This window comes from Sulfitobacter sp. CW3 (genome assembly GCF_019392245.1).
Lineage (GTDB): Bacteria > Pseudomonadota > Alphaproteobacteria > Rhodobacterales > Rhodobacteraceae > Sulfitobacter.
In genome coordinates this window covers 1-277 of the sequence record NZ_JAHXRL010000163.1, presented here as the reverse complement: position 1 = coordinate 277, position 277 = coordinate 1, and the positions used below count along the sequence as shown (strand labels likewise).

Annotated in this window: 1 pseudogene; it reads left to right on the top strand. The window is 72.6% G+C overall.

Annotated features, from left to right (window positions below):
* Nucleotides 1-277: pseudogene (locus KZZ06_RS20625) on the top strand (hypothetical protein); the annotation flags it as partial.

Below are 277 nucleotides of genomic sequence, written 5' to 3'. Positions count from 1 at the left end.
GAGGCCGTCACCAGCGACGTCGCGGCGAGCGTGCTCAACACCCTGATCGACGCCGCCTTCGACGGCCGCCGCGAGGCGGTGGAGCGCGACTACCGCCGCTTCCGGCACGAGGGCCTGGATCCGGGCGTGGTGCTGGGCTCGGCGCTGCGGCACGCCCTGACACTGCTCACCACCCGCCTCGACAATCCCGAGAAGACGCCCGCCATGATGGCCGCGACCTGGCGGGGCCTGCATTTCAAGCGCAAGGCCAGCATCGAGGGCCAGCTCGGCGCGTGGC